The organism is Belliella marina, from assembly GCF_042682445.1.
GTDB classification, from domain to species: domain Bacteria; phylum Bacteroidota; class Bacteroidia; order Cytophagales; family Cyclobacteriaceae; genus Belliella; species Belliella marina.
Genome location: NZ_JBHUHR010000027.1, coordinates 1 through 17,403 on the forward strand (window position 1 = coordinate 1; position 17,403 = coordinate 17,403).

At 39.3% G+C, this 17,403-nt stretch carries 11 protein-coding genes; 9 read left to right on the forward strand and 2 right to left on the reverse strand.

The annotated features are described in order from the left end of the window. Positions 1-385: 385 nt before the first annotated feature. Together ACFSKL_RS09705 and dxs are read right to left on the reverse strand one after the other, a co-directional pair. Positions 386-1,144 carry an alpha/beta fold hydrolase gene (locus tag ACFSKL_RS09705; RefSeq protein ID WP_376885758.1) on the reverse strand — a complete coding sequence of 253 codons (759 nt, stop codon included), beginning with the start codon at positions 1,142-1,144 and terminating at the stop codon, positions 386-388. 64 nt (positions 1,145-1,208) lie between these two features. Beyond that, positions 1,209-3,125: a 1-deoxy-D-xylulose-5-phosphate synthase gene (gene dxs / locus ACFSKL_RS09710; RefSeq protein WP_376885760.1), complete on the reverse strand. Its 1,917-nt coding sequence runs from the start codon at positions 3,123-3,125 to the stop codon at positions 1,209-1,211. A gap of 188 nt (positions 3,126-3,313) precedes the next feature. On the opposite strand from dxs, the gene ACFSKL_RS09715 reads away from it, so the two are divergent. The 9 genes from ACFSKL_RS09715 to ACFSKL_RS09755 all read left to right on the forward strand — a co-directional run bounded on the left by ACFSKL_RS09715 (position 3,314) and on the right by ACFSKL_RS09755 (position 17,281). After that, on the forward strand, positions 3,314-4,063 hold the full coding sequence (locus ACFSKL_RS09715; RefSeq protein WP_376885762.1) for a segregation and condensation protein A: 750 nt from the start codon (positions 3,314-3,316) through the stop codon (positions 4,061-4,063). Between the two features lie 3 nt (positions 4,064-4,066). Further along, positions 4,067-5,113: a lysylphosphatidylglycerol synthase transmembrane domain-containing protein gene (locus tag ACFSKL_RS09720; protein ID WP_376885764.1), complete on the forward strand. Its 1,047-nt coding sequence runs from the start codon at positions 4,067-4,069 to the stop codon at positions 5,111-5,113. Between the two features lie 32 nt (positions 5,114-5,145). Beyond that, positions 5,146-7,614, forward strand: a complete 2,469-nt coding sequence (locus tag ACFSKL_RS09725; protein WP_376886023.1) for a bifunctional UDP-N-acetylmuramoyl-tripeptide:D-alanyl-D-alanine ligase/alanine racemase — start codon at positions 5,146-5,148, stop codon at positions 7,612-7,614. 349 nt (positions 7,615-7,963) lie between these two features. Beyond that, entirely contained in the window at positions 7,964-9,094 is a 1,131-nt protein-coding gene (locus ACFSKL_RS09730) for a DUF4221 family protein (RefSeq protein WP_376885766.1), read from the forward strand. A 21-nt stretch (positions 9,095-9,115) separates the two neighbouring features. After that, on the forward strand, positions 9,116-10,249 hold the full coding sequence (locus ACFSKL_RS09735; RefSeq protein WP_376885768.1) for a DUF4221 family protein: 1,134 nt from the start codon (positions 9,116-9,118) through the stop codon (positions 10,247-10,249). Between the two features lie 29 nt (positions 10,250-10,278). Then, the gene (locus ACFSKL_RS09740; protein WP_376885770.1) at positions 10,279-11,418 is read left to right on the forward strand and encodes a DUF4221 family protein; all 1,140 of its coding nucleotides are present in this window, start codon (positions 10,279-10,281) and stop codon (positions 11,416-11,418) included. 6 nt (positions 11,419-11,424) lie between these two features. Next, positions 11,425-12,567 (forward strand): DUF4221 family protein, encoded by a 1,143-nt coding sequence (locus ACFSKL_RS09745; protein WP_376885772.1) that lies wholly within the window; start codon positions 11,425-11,427, stop codon positions 12,565-12,567. Between the two features lie 6 nt (positions 12,568-12,573). After that, entirely contained in the window at positions 12,574-13,704 is a 1,131-nt protein-coding gene (locus ACFSKL_RS09750) for a DUF4221 family protein (RefSeq protein WP_376885774.1), read from the forward strand. 313 nt (positions 13,705-14,017) lie between these two features. Then, complete coding sequence (locus tag ACFSKL_RS09755) at positions 14,018-17,281, forward strand: S41 family peptidase (RefSeq protein WP_376885776.1); 3,264 nt, start codon at positions 14,018-14,020, stop codon at positions 17,279-17,281. Positions 17,282-17,403 lie beyond the last annotated feature (122 nt).

A 17,403-nucleotide genomic window follows, 5' to 3' on the forward strand; every position in this document is an offset into this window, starting at 1 on the left:
AAGTCTATCAAAACTGAGAATGCATTTAAGAGAAAAAAGAAACAGAGTGGAATAGTTATGTGAAATTTTAGCCCTTTTGCTTGTTTTTCAACATAGGAGGACACTAAGTCTCAGATGTACTTTAGTCGCCTTTAGGCGAAACCAAACTTGGCGGTCTTAAGCCAAAATAATTTAGTTGTTTTTATACACAGTGGAGCCAAAGGAATACGTAGAAGAAAGGTATTATGGCATCATCAATAATCCGCGAAAATCAGTCAGATCAGCGTCATCAGCGTTCCTTGACTATAGAACACGGATGACACGGATTGTGGGGATGTTCACGGATGAAATTAGGGTATTCATTTGATGAAAACACTGTAAACCACCGCATCCTCTATGCCTAATACTACTGTGGAGTCAAAAAAGCCTTGATTATCTTCAAGCAACTTTCTCTCTCTTCAAACATCCCCATATGGCCTACTCCATTTAATTCATAGTAGGAAGTTGTGTAAGGTTTGTGTTGTTGGCTCGCCTTGATGCTTATAGCAGGATCCAAAGTGCCTGCGATCATCAATTTAGCTCCACCGAAAGTTTTCCACACTTCAAATCTATCTTTTCGATCACGCATGGTTTCAATGTAGGCTAAGACAGTTTCCATTGCGGTCTTTTTCCCATACTGGATCAAAGTTGTTATTTCCTCTTCCAACCTTTCTTGATGCTGGGCAGCAAACAAGGGTGGTACAAAGGATTCTATAAACTTCTCCACACCATGTTTTTTGATAAATGCGATGGTTTTATTTCTCGTATGTTTTTTCTCTTCGTCATCCGCAAATGCAGTAGAATGAAACAGTCCGATTCCCGCCAGTTCCGAACCAAGCAATTCTGCCATAGCCAGAGCAACATATCCGCCAAGCGAATGGCCAATGATGGTTGGCTGTTGGATTTTCTGTTCTTCCATCCAGTCATGGATAATTACAGCGACTTCTTCGAGACTTATTTGCTTGCTCGCTAAACCTGATTCACCAAAACCTGGAAGATCAAGGCAATAGATTGTAAAATTATTGGCAAGTTGATCTGAAAAAGTTTTCCACATTTCTTTTGTTTCACAGAATCCATGAAGAAAGATGATTGGTTTTCCAGTGCCTTGTTTGGTGTATCTGATCATACAGTAAAAATAAAAAAGCCTTGCTGAATTTACAGCAAGGCTTCTCTTAAAATATCTATCAAAATCACCTTTTAACCTGAATCTCTACTATTTCCCTCACTGCATCTGCAATACCTTCCGGATCAAAGCCACATTCCCTATGCAGCTCGATCTGTTCTCCATGTTCTACAACTCTGTCTGGAATACCAAGTCTTTTTACCTGTGCCGAATAGCCTTGATCCAACATCCATTCTACAACTGCAGATCCAAAACCTCCCATCAGCGCTCCGTCTTCCACAGTGATTACTTTCTTAAACTTCCCAAAGACTTCGTGTAGCAAATCAGCATCCAGGGGTTTGACAAAGCGCATATCATAGTGGGCGGGATTTAGACCTTCTTTTTCAAGTGACTCACATGCTTCCACTGCGTAATTTCCAATATGTCCTATCGTCAAGATAGCAACTTCTTCACCTTCTTTGATAATCCTTCCCTGCCCTATCGGAATCTGCCTCATGGCGGTTCTCCACTCCGGCATTACACCTTGTCCTCTTGGATAGCGGATAGAAAATGGTCCCTGGTATTTCGTGGCAGTGAACATCAGGTTTCTCAGTTCCTCTTCATTCATCGGTGCAGAGATCACCATATTAGGGATACACCTGAAAGAGGGTATATCATAGGCGCCATGGTGTGTAGGGCCATCAGCACCAGCAAATCCTGCACGGTCTAGACACAATACAACCTGCAGGTTTTGTAACGCAACATCATGCACAACCTGATCATAGGCTCTTTGCATAAATGTACTGTAAATATTACAGAAGGGAATCAGTCCTTGCGTAGCCAATCCAGCGGAAAAAGTCACAGCATGTTGCTCAGCAATACCTACGTCAAAAGCCCTGTCTGGCATTTCATCCATCATGATATTCATGGAAGACCCTGATGGCATGGCAGGGGTTACGCCCATGATTTTATCGTTTTCTTTGGCCAATTCCACCAAAGTATGGCCGAAGACATCTTGGTACTTTGGCGCTTGGGGCGCTGTTGGTTTCTTTTTATAAATTTCGCCGGTCACCTTATCAAATAACCCCGGTGCATGCCAAGTGGTTTTATTGCCATTTTCGGCAGGGGCATAGCCTTTTCCTTTGACAGTAACACAATGTAGGATCTTGGGACCGGGGATATTTTTCAGATCAAAAAGTACCTCAACCAAATGATTGACGTCGTGGCCATCCACAGGACCAAAATATCTGAGATTAAGGGATTCGAATAAATTGCTTTGGTTTAAGACTGTGGATTTGATAGCTCCTTCTACTTTGGAAATCACTTCTTGGGCAGAAGATCCAAATTTGCTGAATTTACCAAGTAAATTCCAGATTTCGTCTTTTACCTTATTGTATGTCCTTGAGGTGGTGATATCCGTCAGGTAATCTTTTAGGGCGCCCACATTTGGGTCGATAGACATGCAGTTATCATTGAGGATGATGATCAAATTGGTATCTGATACACCTGCATGGTTCATGGCTTCGAAAGCCATCCCTCCAGTCATAGATCCGTCTCCTATGACTGCCACATGTTGTTTTGACTTATCTCCTTTGTACTTGGAAGCCATAGCCATTCCAAGGGCAGCTGAAATAGATGTGCTTGAGTGGCCTACCCCAAAAGTATCGAATGGACTTTCACTTCTTTTTGGAAAACCGGAAAGACCGCCATAAATCCTGTTAGTATGAAATTGGTTTTTTCTCCCAGTGAGGATCTTGTGGCCATATGCCTGATGCCCTACGTCCCAGACCAGCTGGTCTTCAGGGGTATTGAGCACATAGTGTAGTGCCACAGTCAATTCTACCACACCCAAACTCGCACCAAAGTGTCCTCCATAGATTGAAACATTGTCGACGATGAATTGACGAAGTTCATCACTTATCTGGACAAGTTGATCCTTGGAAAATTTTTTGAGATCGGCTGGTGAGTCGATCTGTGCGAGCAATTTACCTGGGTTAATGATCATTATAGATTTTTTTGTCTTTGTAAAAATGATAAACTCTAATCATGTGCTATTGTTTTGAACCAGTCAAGATTCAAGCCAAAGCGTCATGTTAATAAGCTTTTATCTCAACAGAGGTTTAATTTAGCATTAAATTAGATATCTTTGAATGCTTTATTGCTGCAAAATTAAGATAAAATAAATAGTATCCAGTGAGTTTCGAAATCAAATTACCACTTTTCGAAGGACCGTTCGATTTGATGCTCTTCTTTATAGAAAGGGATGAGCTGGATATTTATGATATTCCCATCTTCAAGATTACCAAAGATTTTTTGGATTATCTCCATCATTTGGAAAAAATGGAGATGGAAGTCGCAAGCGAGTTTATCCTTTTTGCGGCTACATTGATGAAAATCAAATCCAAAATGTTGATTCCAAGACCGGAGATCAATGAGCTCGGTGAAGAGGTAGATCCCAGAGAGGAATTGATCAGACATCTCTTGGAATACAAAAAATACAAATCCGTCATAGGTGATTTATCTACTTTGGAGGAAAATCAACTGGCAAAAGAAAAGAGGGGCAATTTAACGGCTGAATTAAAACAGTTGTCCAAGGTGGATGATGTAGAGTCCGAAATGCAGGATTTGGATTTGTACAAGTTGTTGAAAGTATACCAAAGAGTGATGGCAAAGTTCTCTTCCAGAGTGGATGAGACCAAACATACCGTGATACAATATCCCTATTCCATCGAGCAGCAAAAGGATTTTGTGATGGACAAAATAAGCTTTAGGGATCGGGTTCCCTTTACAGAATTCATTAGCTACAAACCGGATAAAATTTTTGTAATCTATACTTTCTTGGCCATTTTGGAACTTCTCCAACTCGCTGTAGTTACAATCAAGATAGGAGAAGGGTTTAATAATTTTTGGGTAGAAAAAACAGAGCCGATAGCTGTGGATTAATTTATGAAGTTAGACAACAAGAAGATTTTTGAAACACTCAATCCAAATAAGGTTTGGGTTCCGGTCATTATTGGTCTGGGGATCGTATTCCTGATGTTCTATCTGGATCCGAGTGTGAATGCAAAAACTTTAAGGGGTGTTTTTGATGCTTCTTTTGGGGCGATATTGATAGCAATAATTGTCATATTTTTCAGGGATTTGGGGTATATCTACAGGATCAGGGCCATCACAGACAAAGAACTTACTTGGACTCGTGCCATTTACGTCATTATTTTATGGGAATTTGCCTCAGCGGTGACACCTTCTGTAGTGGGAGGCACTGCAGTTGCGATTTTTATCTTGAACAAAGAAGGGATCAAGCTGGGAAAAGCTATCGCCTACGTGATGGTGACAGCCATATTGGACAATCTGTTTTTTGTCATTGGGGCACCGATTATTTTGTTTTTTGCCCAAGGGAATATTTTTCCTGCAAGTAGGGTCATGGAGATGAAGCTTGGGAGGAGTTTGGAGATTCTATTTTGGAGTAGCTACGGTTTGTATGCCCTGTATTCAGTCGTCATGGCAGCAGCACTGTTTTATAGGCCAAGGGTGTTCAAATGGGTTTTGTTGAAAGTCTATTCCATCAAGTGGCTTTTGAAATGGAAGCATTCTGCCAATGAATACGGAAACCAGATTATCGAAGCATCTAAGGAGCTAAAAGGAAAAAATTGGAGTTATTGGCTGCCCATCATTGCTGTGACTGTTTTTATTTGGAGTTCAAGATACCTGATGCTGAATGCCCTTGTGGCTGCATACGAAACTTTGAGTGTCACTGAGCATGTGATTGTGTTTGCACGGCAAGTGATTATGTGGATTGTCATGATGATTTCACCAACGCCGGGAAGTAGCGGAACAGCAGAGTTCTTCTTTGCCCAGTTTTTCACCGAGTTTTTGGGTGGCTATACATTCGTGACAAGCATCCTTTGGAGGATGCTGTCCTATTATCCATACCTGATCCTGGGAGCCATATTCCTACCTCGATGGATCAAGCAGGTATTCTTCAAAAAGTAAGTAGGTTCATCAAAATCCCCCACTTAAATATCATGATCCAAGCACTCAGTACAGAGCAAATCAGAAAAATAGTAGGTGATCAGCATCAATCTAGCGCAGCATCTGTTATGATACATCATGTAATCATTGATTCCAGGACAATCATACAGCCAGAGCAAACACTTTTTGTTGCACTGGAAGGTGCAAAATTTGATGGGCATGACTTTATACCCGAACTTTATGAGCTTGGTGTGAGCTGTTTTATGGTTCATAAGTCTTATCAAGAACCTGCACATCTACTGGGTAAATTGGAGTTGGTTTATGTAGAGGATACCCGGGAAGGATTACAGAGAATAGCTGCATTTCAAAGAGATTTGTTCCATAGCCCAGTGATTTCCATCACTGGGAGCAATGGGAAAACGATCATCAAAGAATGGCTAGGCCAGGTATTGGTACAGAAATATGCTGTAGCCAAGAGTCCGAAAAGCTACAACAGCCAAGTCGGAGTTCCACTTTCAGTTTTTGGGATATCTCCATACCACCAGGTGGCAATTCTGGAAGCAGGAATCTCTAAAGTTGGGGAAATGAAAATCCTTCAAGGCATTATCAAGCCTGATATTGGTGTTTTCACAAATATAGGTACGGCCCATGAAGAAGGGTTTTCATCTACAGATGAGAAATTGAGGGAAAAGGCATTGTTGTTTGAAGATTCCCAGTACATCATTTATAGAAAAGAGCATGACCAGGTTTCGGGGTTTTTGGAGTCTGAATTTGAAACAGATAGGCTGATATCTTGGTCAGATCAGCCCGGTGCAGATTATACATTGACCATTAGGAGGGATCAGGAAAGAACAAAAATCCTTTTGATCAAACCGGATATGGAAATGTTCACCTTCTCTGTACCTTTTTCGGATGTAGCTTCATTGGAGAATATCCGCCATGTGATCGTCGCAGCACTGACACTTGGAATGCAGACTAAGGATATCCAGGCTGGCTTGGATCATCTAAAAGCTGTGGATATGCGCTTGACCTTGAAGTCAGGTTACAACGAATCCTTGATTATTGACGATACCTACAACAACGATCTGGCTGGGTTAAGACTGGCGCTTGACTTTATGGCTGCCCAGAGGCCTAAGAACAGGAAAGTAATATTCCTTTCTGATTTTATGCAGGTGGGACAGCCGGGAGAAGTATACCAAGAAGTAGCAGAGCTAATCAAGCATTATGGGATCGATCTGTTGGTTGGGGTTGGGGAAACCATACAGACTTTGGAGGGTGGGTTGTCCTGCGATGCTGTTTTTTATAAAGATACGGAAGCATTGCTCTCAGAACTTCAGGAAGATAGCTTTGACAATGATTTGATATTGGTGACAGGTGCAAGGGTTTATGGATTCGAAAGGATCGTCAACAAGCTGCAGCAAAGAATCCATGGTACGACTCTTGAAATCAACCTGAATGCCTTGACACACAATTACAATTTTTATAAAACCAAAATACATCCACAAACCAAGCTGATGGTGATGGTAAAGGCTTTCGCATATGGTGGAGGGGCTACAGAAATCGCCAATCATCTGCAGCAGTTGCGGGCTGATTATTTGGCAGTAGCCTACACAGACGAAGGTGTGGCGTTAAGGGAAGAAGGGATTGCTTTGCCGATTATGGTACTCAATCCCGCACAGGAATCCTTTTATCTGTTGGAAAAGCATAATTTGGAACCGGTTGTTTACAGCCCTCTTTTTTATAGCCAATTGGGGAAATATTGTCGTGCTCACCAAGTATCGATGAAGATTCACCTGGATTTGGATACAGGAATGCATCGATTGGGATTTGATCAGCAGCAATTGGGTGATTTGAAGGTACTGACCCAGCAGTTTCCAGAATTGATCATAGCAAGTTTGTACACCCATTTGGTGGGAGCTGACGAGGCGACACATGAAGATTTTTCAAAGCGCCAATTGTCACTTTTTGCCCAAATGTGCGAGCGGGTTAATTTGCTTTTGGATTACAAGCCATTGAGGCATGCTCTCAATTCTGCCGGTATCATCAGGTATCCGGATTTCCAATTTGATATGGTGAGATTGGGGATAGGGTTATATGGAGTAGAAGTGAATGGGATTTTTGATCAGAAACTCAGGGCTATCTCCTCACTCAAAACGACAATTTCGCAGATCAAAGAACTAGATGCTGACGAGACTGTTGGCTATAGCCGAAAGGGGAAAATGTCCAAAAAAGGGAAAATAGCCACAATTGCAATAGGTTATGCAGATGGCTACGACCGGAGATTTAGCAATGGAAATGGTTTTGTGCTGATTCATGGTAAAAGGGCGCCCATCATTGGAAATGTCTGTATGGATATGTGTATGGTGTACCTCGATGGGATTGATGCCAAAGAAGGTGATGAAGTACTGATCTATGGGCCTGGCATTTCCCTCAAAGAGCTTGCTTCAAATATTGGAACCATCCCCTACGAGTTGCTCACCAATATCAGCAGTAGGGTGAAAAGGGTGTATTACTTGGATTAGAATTTAAGTTTTTAGAGGGTGGATTTTAGATTTGATTGGAAGGATGAGGGACGAATCAATATATGAGGCAAGACAAAGATCAAACTGAGACTTGAGGCATAAGATCAAAGATGCAAGAACAAAGACACCTTAATACATCCGTCACAATTACCTGAATTTTAGGTAAAAAAGAAATGACTATTATGTTAATAAAACCAAAATTTATATGATTTTTTATAATCGTAGTTTATATTGGAGGGTGATTTAGTTTAGTGTTTGGTGGGACTTTCGATTTAGTTGATTTGAAAGGGTAAAGTTTGGACTGAGTCAATTTCGGGATTTAACGAGTTTAAACATAAACCAACCTCATATGAAGAAACTGATTTTTGTTCTTAGCATTGCTTTTTTGACTTCCTGCGGAGGAAGGGAAGCAGAAACCTCCGGTAATCCCTACGACGACATTCAAATATCAATGGATACTGTAATCGTAGATTCGAAAGATGAAATCCTGATGGCTGCGACCAGCTCCTATGCACAGACTTACAATTCCGATAAAAGCAGAATGATTTTTTGGGATGGCAAGTCGTCCAATTTGGAAATTGTAGATTTGGAAAAACTTGAATTGCTTGAGAAAAAACTTCTAGAAAAAGAAGGTCCAAATGGGGTTGGAAAAAATGAATACCAACAATCAATGCTGATCAATGATAATTTGATCGCATTTTTTGATTGGAATATGGTAACATTGGCTGATTTTGATGGGAATGTACAGCAAAGGATCAAGCTGGATGAAGAATGGATGAAAGAAGGAATAAATGAATCGGAATTTTTAAGTTTAAGGGGGTTTTCTGATGATGGCAAGTTGATGTATTGCAGTATTACAAATTTTGAAAAATTAAATTCCAACATTGTCCAAATAGATCTGGAGCATAAGGATACAAAGTTGATTGAATTGCCAGAGTTTGATAAAAGGGAAAATTTTAGGGTTACAATGACATTTGAAGGTGGAGGAATGTCAATGAACCATCCAAATTTAGAAATGGAAAAAAATTACGATAAAGTCATTTTTTGGACCAATGCATTCAACAATATTTATGTCTATGATCCCCAGACTGATTCTTTGAAGTTTGAAATGATTACCAACAGCATCTTTCCAAATGAAAAAATGGGGAAGTATCATAATGAAGTATCATCTGAAGAAGGCTTTAGAGATGAAATGACAAAAATCAATCAGGAAATAAGCTTTTCGAATCTTTTTTGGGATGATAAAAACCATGTTTACTACAGATTTGCGTATCAGCAACTTCCAAAAGCTGCTGATGAGGATACTAAGTACAAAACATTTATCAGCATCATCGATGAAAATTATAACGTAGTGGGAGAAAAGGAAACATCTGAGGTATTTAAGTCAATACCAACAGCCAAATTTGTGAAAGACGGTCTGATATACTGTTACTTGAATATCGATGATGAATTGGGGTTTATCAGACTGAAAATTAATTGAATTAAGAAAAATTAGCATCTGATGAAAAACCTACTTATAATCATTTTAATGTTTTTAGCTTCTTGTGGTGGAAGGGAAGTAGAAACCTCCGGTAATTCCTACGATGACATAAAAATATCCATGGATACCGTAGTCGTAGATTCCAAGGATGAAATCCTGATGGCTGCGACTGGTTACTCTACTTTTCCCACAAATTCAGATCAAAGTAAACTTTACTTCTGGCATGGTAGGTCTGCGAATTTGGAAATTATAGATTTGGACAAACTCGAACTTGAAGAAAAGAGGGCGTTTGAAAAAGAAGGACCAAATGGTGTTGGGCAAAACGCTTATCAAGCATTTATGGTTGGTGATAGCTTGATTGCATTGAGTGATTGGAACCAAGTGACAATAGTTGATTTGGAAGGAAATGTACAAGAAAGGCTGAAATTAAATGAAGATTGGATAAAGGAAGGGCTCGAAGAAATGGGGTCTTTGTCAGTACTTGGTTTTTCAGATGATGGAAATTTGATGTACTGCGGAATCACCAATTTCACAAGGTTGAATTCCAATATAGTGAAAGTGGACTTGAAAAATAAAACTACCCAATTGCTCGAGTTGCCAGAGTATGACAAAAGGGAAAATTTCAGGATAACACATAAGTCAGAAATAAATGGTGGGACATCCATGTCCATGGTTTCGCCAAGTCTTCAATTGGAGAAAAATTACGATAAAGTTATTTTTTGGTCAGATGCCTTCAATAATATCTACATCTATGATTCTAAGACTGATTCATTAAAATTTGAAATGATCACCAGCAATCTTACTGCAAACGAGAAAATGGGGACTTACAAAAATGATGTCTCTTCCCAAGAATCCATGACGGCAGAAGTTGAAAAATTCTTCTTGGAAGTAAGTTTTTCAAAATTATTGTGGGATGATAAAAACAGTGTGTATTACAGATTTTCCTCCTATAACTTACCCAAAATAGCCGATGAGAATTCAAAGTCTAAGGTTTTTTTCAGCATCATCAACGAAAACTTTGAAGTGATGGGGGAAAAAGAAGTTTCAGATGTTTTTAAAAGAGTACCTGCAGCTCAATTTGTCAAAGACGGCTTGATTTATAGTTTTCTCAATGTGGATGATGAATTGGGTTATGTTAGGATAAAAATTAACTAGCAAGCTAGAGCTCTTAAAAAACAATGATGATGAGAAACTTTAAATTTTTAGTGCTTAGTCTTTTTATCTATTCCTGTGGAAAAGGTGAAAAAAAAGAAATCACGGTACAGATCGAACTCTCTTATTCCTTCGACACAGTCATTGTGGATTCAGGGGAGGAGTTTTTGCATCTGAATGATAGGCTTTTATTTTCAGATCTTTCTAGTAATGGAAAATACCTGTACAATTGGAATCGCAGTGCCTTTTACCTCGAGAAAATTGATCTTGACGAGCTTCGGCTAGTGGATAATATAAAGTATGAAAAAGAAGGACCTGATGGTGTGGGGTCATATGTAAGACACGTTGATTGCAGCCCAGAAGGCAATTCCATATTTTGGTCTTATGAAAAAAAGGGGATTTGGGATCATCAAGGTAAGCTTCTTCGCAATTTATCTATAGAAAGTATTTTGAAAGATGCAGATTTTCCTGAAGATTTTGAGTTGTTTCAAATCACCCAATTTCCAAATGAACCCGATAAGTTTCTTACATTATACGATGAATGGGATACCAACACATTAAATCTCCTGATTTTTGATTTTTCCGATGCCAGCTTTATAAAAATAGATCTCCCAAAAATAAATAAATCCATTGAATTTTATGCAGAGATTTTACTGAATGGTTCCAAGGTTGGGCGCTTAAATAAAGATGTAGAATATACTGTCGATCAGAATAAAGCAATCATTATAACAAACGCTTATAATCATGCTTATATCTATGATATGGCCACGGATTCTTTATCATATAAGACTTGGGACGGCCCATTGGTTGGAGACAAAAAGATGTCCCAATATCCAAAAGAAGTTGATTATGAAAAACTGTGGGAGACTGCTAGACTATCAGAAGAGGATATCAACTTTGGTGTTTTTAATTGGGATGAAAAAAATAAGCGGTATTATCGTTTTGCTGTTAAAACTATTTTTGGTGAAGAGAAGTACGACTATGGCGCATATAAACCAATTGATGCGGAAGTTTTTCTCAGCATTTATGGTGAAGATCTTAACCTTATAGCAGAATCAAAAATCCCAGAATTCCAGAATAGACCTGCCAAGCACTTTGTCAAAGACGGGAAAATCTGGCTTTTTGAAAATATAGATGATGAGTTGGGGTTTGTGAGGATGACCATAAACTAACTTACAATGAAAAAATTAATAATTGGAATGATTTCAGGGCTGGCATTTATAGCCGCTTGCTCTACTGAGAAAAATGAGTCTTCGGAGAATTTTGAATTTAACCTAACCCAGGATACAGTGGTGGTGGATTCAAAAGATGGTATTATCAACCTGCAAGATGGGCTGAGCTTTCCAGAACTCTCAAGTGACGGTAAACACCTGTATAGCCTTGTTTTTATGCAGCCAAAAATTGATAAAATCAATTTAGAAACATTGACTTTAGAAAAGACCCTTGAATTTGAGAGAGAAGGGCCGAATGGTATTGGGACATATGTTGCAGGATACTCTTTGACTCCTAAAGATCAAATCATGATGTGGTCCTATGGGATCAATGCTATTTTTGATCAATCTGGAGAAAAAGTGAAAGATTTCAAGCTCGACCAAATAGCTGGGGAAGAAATCAGTGGTTCAGGGTTTCTGCCTTTGCGCTTGGTTGAGCATCCAGAAGATCGAAATATAATATTTGGTCTTTATGTAAAATGGTCGGATTATGAATATTTTTTGATAAAGTTTGATATAGAGAGTGAAACATTTGAAAAAATAGCTTTACCTGAAACAGTGAAGCTTAATGAATTTAGAATGGAAATTGAGGTTGACGGAAGACCTGCGGGTGGTTTCGGGCCTCCACCGGTGGCCACAATAGCAGATGAAAAAATAATTTTGACTAACAGTGGATTCAATGAAGCTTATGTCTATGATATGATTTTGGATTCTCTTTATTTGATTTCGTGGGATAGCAAGCTTACAGGTAATAAAAACGAGGCGAAACTTCCAAAAAAGGTACAAATGGAAGAAGCAAATGAATACGCGAAGCAGTTTGATGAATCAATCAAATTTATGCCCATTTCTTGGGATCCTATTACTCAACAATACATTAGGCTGTCAAGTAAAAGTAGGTTTGGGGAAGAGTTGGATCAATATGGAAATACAAAAGAACTTGATTCAGAGGTTTTTTTGACCATCATCGACAAAAACCTGAAAATAGTGAAAGAGACAAAACTTGAAAATTATACCAAACAGCCACCAAAGTATTTCTTTATTGACAATACCATTTGGCTATATGAAAATATAGACGACGAGTTGGGTTTTGTAAGAATAACCATAAACTAATATAAGGTGAAAAAATTTGCATTAGGATTGTTTTCTGGCCTATCATTATTGGCTGCCTGTACCTCTGAGAATAAAGAGTCTGTCGGGGATTTTGAATTTAACCTAACCCAGGATACAGTGGTGGTGGATGCTGGTGATGGAATTATTGACCTTCAATATGGCTTGAGCTATCCAGAGCTGTCTAATGATGGCAAATATCTATTCAACTATATTTTCAATCAATCAAAATTTGATAAGATCAATTTAGAAACATTGACTTTAGAAAAAACACTTCAATTTGAGAGAGAAGGACCTAATGGAATGGGGTCATATATTGGTGGTTATTCTTTTACTCCTGAAGATCAAATTATGATTTGGTCTTATGGGCTTAGTGCAGTCTTTGATCAGACTGGTAAAAAAGTCAAAGATTTAGATTTGGATAAGTTTGGCCCACAAGAGATCAAGGGAGCAGAATCATTTCCGATGCGATTGGTCGAACATCCAGATGATCCATCCCTGATTTTTGGCGTTTTTATAAAGAATACGCCAAGGGAGTTTTTTATTATGAAGTTTGATTTGGAAAATAAATCTTATCAAAAGATTCCTTTACCCGAAACAGAAAAGTTTAGTGAGTTTAATATGGAATTTACCTCTGGTGGTGGGTTTGGCATTGTTCCTTTTCCAACTGTCAATTCAGGAAGAATTATTATGACCAACAGTGCTTTCAATGAAGCCTATGTATATGATATGTCCTTTGATTCACTCTATTTGATTCCTTGGGATAGCAAGCTTACGGGCAATAGAAATGAAACCAAAATGCCACCAACAGCGGATACAGAGGAAGGTTTGGTTTACAGAAGAAAGTTTTTTGAATCCATTAACTTTATGGATCCAATATGGGATCCAATTTCACAGCAATTTATCAGGTTGTCATATAAAAATAGGTATGGAGAAGAATTAAATGAATATGGAGAACCAAAACTCTTAAATTCAGAAGTTTTTTTGACTGTCATTGACAAAAACCTGAAAGTCATCAAAGAAACAAAATTGGAGAATTATACCAAGGAGCCACCAAGACATTTCTTTCTCGACAATACCATTTGGCTTTATGAAAATATAGACGATGAATTGGGATTTGTGAGGATAACTATAGATTGAGAGGGAGAAAGTTGTTTCCAATCGGACATTGTTCATTACTGATCGCTTATATGTTCGATTGAAGTACATCTTCATCCCAAACCAAAGGTTAGGCTCTTTAGTTGTAATTTTAAGTTATTGGAAATCAATATATAATGCATGTTGTGTTAATGCTGGCATCAAATTCTCACTGCTTCTAAATGTTCATTTACCCATGTCTCAGAGTTATTTTGAATCAAATTCTGTAATTTGAAGCCCAAATAATCATTATATTAATTTTACACCGCTAAGCTCCAATATCTTGGAAGGTGTGCTCCATTTAACCCAAATACGAATGAAAAAACTGTTATTATTGATTCTATCATTATCGCCTTTTGTTTCGGCAATGGCGCAATTGGATGCAAGATTGATGCATCACCCTGATGTTTCTGAGACGCAAATTGTGTTTTGTTTCGGAGATGATATTTGGATTGTACCAAAAGAAGGAGGCACTGCCCAGCGCTTGACTTCACCAGAAGGGCCAGAGATGTATCCTAAATTCTCTCCTGATGGAAGCCAAATCGCCTTCACAGCCAATTATAATGGAAACTATGATGTCTATGTCATCCCCTCCACTGGAGGGATTCCAAATAGGTTGACTTACCATGGTATGTCTGACCTTGTATTGGACTGGTCACCTGATGGCAATTCGATCCTTTTTTCATCTGGAAGAGAAAGTGGTAAGGAACGTTTTTCACAATTCTATACCATTCCAGTTACAGGAGGGCTTCCTGAAAAGCTCCCAATTCCTTATGGTGAGTTTGCTTCCTTTTCTGCTGATGGGAAGTCTATCGCTTACACAGATCGAAGTAGGGTGAATCGTAACTGGAAGAGATACCGTGGAGGAACAGCACCTGATATTACGGTTTTCAATTTGGAAAATTTCGAAACCGAAAATATCACCTCCAATGATGCCAATGATGAGCTTCCTATGTGGATTGGGGATGCAATATACTTTATGTCCGATCAAGGACCGGAAGGGAAAAACAACCTTTGGAAGTATGATTTGAACACCAAATCCCAGCAACAGCTGACCGAATTCAAGGATTTCGACATTACTTTTCCTTCTAACAGTGACAAAGAAATCGTATTTGAAGCGGGAGGGAAACTTCATCTCTACAATATTGCTTCAGGAAGCACCAAGGAAGTGGCTGTTCAGGTTATTTCGGATCAGAAAGCCTTGATGCCTGTACTTAAAGACGCTTCCAAAGACATCCAATCAGCCAAAATTTCACCTGATGGAAAAAGGGTACTGGTATCTGCTCGTGGTGATGTATTTAACCTGCCTGCTGTAGATGGGTTTATTGTGAATGAAACATCCAGCAGTGGGGTTGCAGAGCGCTTTCCTGCTTGGTCACCAAATGGCAAGTACTTGGCTTATTGGTCTGATGCTTCCGGCGAATACCAACTAGCACTCAAAGATCTTGAAAACAAGACCACAAAAGAGCTTACTTCTTTCAAAAAGGGCTTTTACTACAATATATACTGGTCACCAGACAGCAAAAAAATCGTGACAATCAATCAAGCGATGGATGTTTTGTTGATTGATGCGGCTACTGGATCAGTCAAGTCTATTGACAAGGGGAAATATATGTTTGAAGGAAACCTTCAAGGTTTTGAAGTCAATTGGTCTCCCGATAGCAGGTACTTGGTGTATAGCATGTCCAAAGAAAACAGGGCTACATCTGCAATCTACCTTTATGAGCTTGCCAACAACAAAGTAAGCCAAATAACTTCCGGATTTTATTCTGACAATTCCCCTGTCTTCAGTGAAGATGGGAAATATGTCTTCTTCACTACCAATAGGACATTTAATCCAGTCTATTCGGACTTGGACAATACTTTTATCTATCCAAATACTACCAAGATTGCTGTAGGTACAGTGGCCAAATCAGTTCCTTCCATTATTGCATTGAAAAATGATGCTCAGGAAGTGAAAAAAGATGGGGATGACAGCAAAAAAGAAGAGGACGGAAAGAAAGCTGATAAAGGGAAGGACAAAGAAAAAGATAAGAAACCTGAAAAAATCAATTTTGAAGTTGAAGGTTTTGAGAATAGGCTGGAGATGTTAGATGTTCCTTCGGGAAATATTGTGTCACTTGCATCTATTGAGGGAAAGTTGCTTTTCCTTCGGTATCCGAATTCGGGAAGTGCTTCGGATGTAAAAACAAAGCTTGAGTTCTATGACTTTAAGGAAGAAGAGACCAAGACTATCATCGAAAGTATCAATGGCTACCAACTTGCCGCCAATGGTAAAAAATTATTGGTGAGTTCAAGAGGTCAGTTGGCAGTAATCGATCCTGCTCCGGGGCAGAAATTGGACAAGCCTGTTCCTACAAAGGATATGATGATTTCGGTAGTACCAGCGGAGGAGTGGAAGCAGATTTTCAATGAGGTGTGGAGATTGGAGAGGGATTATTTTTATGACCCAACGATGCATGGGGTAGATTGGGAAAGTATGAAAACGAAATATGGTGCTTTGGTAGCACAGGCTAATTCCCGAAGAGATGTCAATAATATCATTGGGAATTTGATCGCTGAGCTGAATGCTTCCCATACCTATGTGAGTGGAGGCAGTATGGAAAGTGCCAGCAGTATCAATGTTGGTTATTTGGGAGCTGATTTTTCCTTCGAAAATAATGCTTACAGGATCAAAAAAATCGTTGCTGGTGCACCATGGGATTTGGAAGTGAGATCACCACTGCAAAAACCTGGGGTAGATGTGAAAGAGGGAGATTATATTTTGGAAGTGAATGGTGTGGCATTGGATTCGGAAAAATCTATTTTTGCGGCATTGCAGGGATTGGCAAACAAGACTGTGCAGCTTACTGTAAACAGTCAGCCAAATCTGTCAGGTGCAAAGAAAGTATTGGTGAAGCCACTTTCTTCGGAGGCTAGACTTAGAAACCTCGCTTGGATCAATGGATTCAGGGAGCGTGTAGAAGAAGCTACAGATGGGAAAATCGGATATATTTTTGTACCAAGTACAGGTGTGGATGGACAGAATGAATTGTTCCGTCAGTTTTATGGCCAGATGAATAAAGAAGGGTTTATCATTGATGAGCGTTTCAACAATGGCGGACAGATTCCAGATAGGTTTGTCGAATTATTAGATAGAGGTCCTTTGGCTTTCTGGGCTGTGAGGGATGGTGAAGACTGGGCATGGCCTCCTTCTGGCAACTTTGGTCCAAAAGTGATGCTTATCAATGGTTTCTCTGGTTCAGGGGGAGATGCATTCCCTGATTATTTCAGAAAGCGCGAAATCGGACCTTTGATCGGTACCAGAACCTGGGGAGGGTTGATAGGGATTTCCGGAGCTCCTGCTTTGATTGATGGCGGATCTGTGACTGTGCCTACTTTTAGGATGTATGATCCCGATGGGACTTGGTTCAAGGAAGGGCATGGAGTAGATCCTGATATTGAAGTTGTGGAGGATTTTAGTAGTCTTGCCAATGGAAAAGATGCACAGCTGGAAGCAGCTATCCAAGAAGTCATGAGACTTTTAAATAGTAAGGATGCCTTTAGCAAGCCAAAAAGGCCAGCTTACGAAAAAAGGTGATAAAGCAGATAATCATAAAAACAATACCCCTTCCGAATCTCGGAAGGGGTATTGTTTTTTAGTCAAATTTTGAAACTGTATTTTTATCCACTCCCGTTAACTGGGCGATTTCATTATAACTG